The organism is Flavobacterium sp., from assembly GCF_029242675.1.
In the GTDB taxonomy this organism is placed as follows: domain Bacteria; phylum Bacteroidota; class Bacteroidia; order Flavobacteriales; family Flavobacteriaceae; genus Flavobacterium.
This window is the reverse complement of sequence record NZ_JAQWTM010000178.1, coordinates 1-1,732: the sequence shown is the minus strand read 5'-3', so window position 1 is coordinate 1,732 and position 1,732 is coordinate 1. Positions and strand designations below refer to the sequence as shown.

Genomic DNA, 1,732 nt, shown 5'->3' with positions numbered 1-1,732 from the left:
CTGCATTGGTGATAAATATACCGGCTAGTATGATGTAAACGGTTTCTTTTTTGGATTGAAGCATAAGGACTATTTATGCTCAAATATATTGTATTATTTTGTTTTTATAAAATATTTGTGCGTCAAGCTTGTTTAGTATTTAAACAAAAAAAGAGTGATTTGAATTTCAAATCACTCTTTTTATATTTTAAAAAAGAACTTTAAGATTAACCTAAAGCAGCTCTTTTAAATCCTGTAACGATAAGATCTTTGTCTAAAGACTTAACATAAGCAGCAACGCTCATTTTGTTATCTTTGATGTAATCTTGGTTTACTAATGTATTATCTTTAAAGAAACGAGCTAGTTTACCTTTAGCGATATTGTCTAGCATAGCTTCTGGCTTACCTTCTTGACGTAGTAAGTCTTTAGCGATTTCGATTTCTTTTTCGATTGTAGCAGCATCAACACCAGCTTCGTCTAAAGCGATAGGAGACATTGCAGCAGCTTGCATTGCAACGTTTCTTGAAGCTTCTTCAGCACCTTCTACTTTTGCAGACAAAGCTACTAATGTTGCGATTTTGTTACCAGAGTGGATGTAAGATCCAACGAAAGCACCTTCTAATTTCTCAAAAGTTCTGATTTCTAATTTTTCTCCGATAACTCCTGTTTGCTCAATTAATTTTTCAGCAACAGTGATTCCTTTGTATTCAGCAGCTAGGAAAGCTTCTTTAGAATCGTAGTTCAATGCTAAGTTAGCTAATTCTGTAGCCATAGTTACGAAACTTTCGTTCATACCTACGAAGTCAGTTTCACAGTTTAGAGTGATTACAACACCAGCCGTTTTCTCAGCATTAACAACAGCAATTGCAGCTCCTTCTGTAGATTCTCTATCAGAACGGTTTGCAGCTACTTTTTGTCCTTTCTTGCGTAAGTTTTCGATTGCTAATTCAAAATCTCCTTCTGCTTCAACTAATGCTTTTTTGCAGTCCATCATTCCTGCACCAGTAGCTGTTCTTAATTTATTTACGTCTGCAGCAGTTATTGTTGCCATAATATTTATATTTTAAATTAAAAAAAAATAGTTTTAAAAAAAAATTCCAAATCTCAAATTCCAAATTCCAATTGATTAATTAAATCATTTCTGATGTTAATTTTTGGAATTTGGAATTTTAAAATTTGGAATTAAGATTGTTTTATTCTTCAGTTGCTGGCGCAGCTGTTTCAGCAGCAGGAGCTGCAGTCTCAGTTGCTACCGCTTCAGCTGTTGCTGGAGCTGCAGTTTCAGTTGCGTCTGTTTCTTTATCAGAACCTCTATCAGAAAGTCCTTCGATAACAGCAGCAGTTACTAAAGATAAAATTTTATCGATTGATTTAGAAGCATCATCATTTGATGGAATTACGTACTCTACTTCACGAGGATCAGAGTTAGTATCAACCATTGCAAAAACTGGAATGTTTAATTTTTGAGCTTCTTTTATTGCGATGTGTTCCGCTTTGATATCTACTACAAATAATGCAGCTGGTAATCTTGACATATCAGAAATTGAACCTAAATTTTTCTCTAATTTAGCACGAAGACGATCAACTTGTAAACGCTCTTTCTTAGAAAGGGTCATGAAAGTACCATCTTTCTTCATTTTATCAATAGTAGCCATTTTTTTAACAGCTTTACGGATAGTTACGAAGTTAGTTAGCATTCCACCAGGCCATCTTTCAGTGATGTAAGGCATGTTTGCAGCTTTTGCTTTTTCA

The 1,732-nt window shown here is 34.3% G+C and carries 2 protein-coding genes; both read right to left on the bottom strand.

Annotated features, from left to right (window positions below; translation table 11 throughout):
- Window positions 1-206: 206 nt before the first annotated feature.
- Complete coding sequence (tsf, locus tag P8M54_RS06925; RefSeq protein ID WP_300286593.1) at window positions 207-1,031, bottom strand: translation elongation factor Ts; 825 nt, start codon at window positions 1,029-1,031, stop codon at window positions 207-209.
- Window positions 1,032-1,173: 142 nt separating this feature from the next.
- Window positions 1,174-1,732 (bottom strand): 30S ribosomal protein S2 (gene rpsB, locus P8M54_RS06920; protein WP_300286590.1); only part of this gene is annotated, 559 nt, incomplete at its 5' end.

Excerpts from the sequence above, each read along its gene's own strand:
- tsf (WP_300286593.1), bottom strand. The coding sequence starts at position 1,031 with ATGGCAACAATAACTGCTGCAGACGTAAATAAATTAAGAACAGCTACT.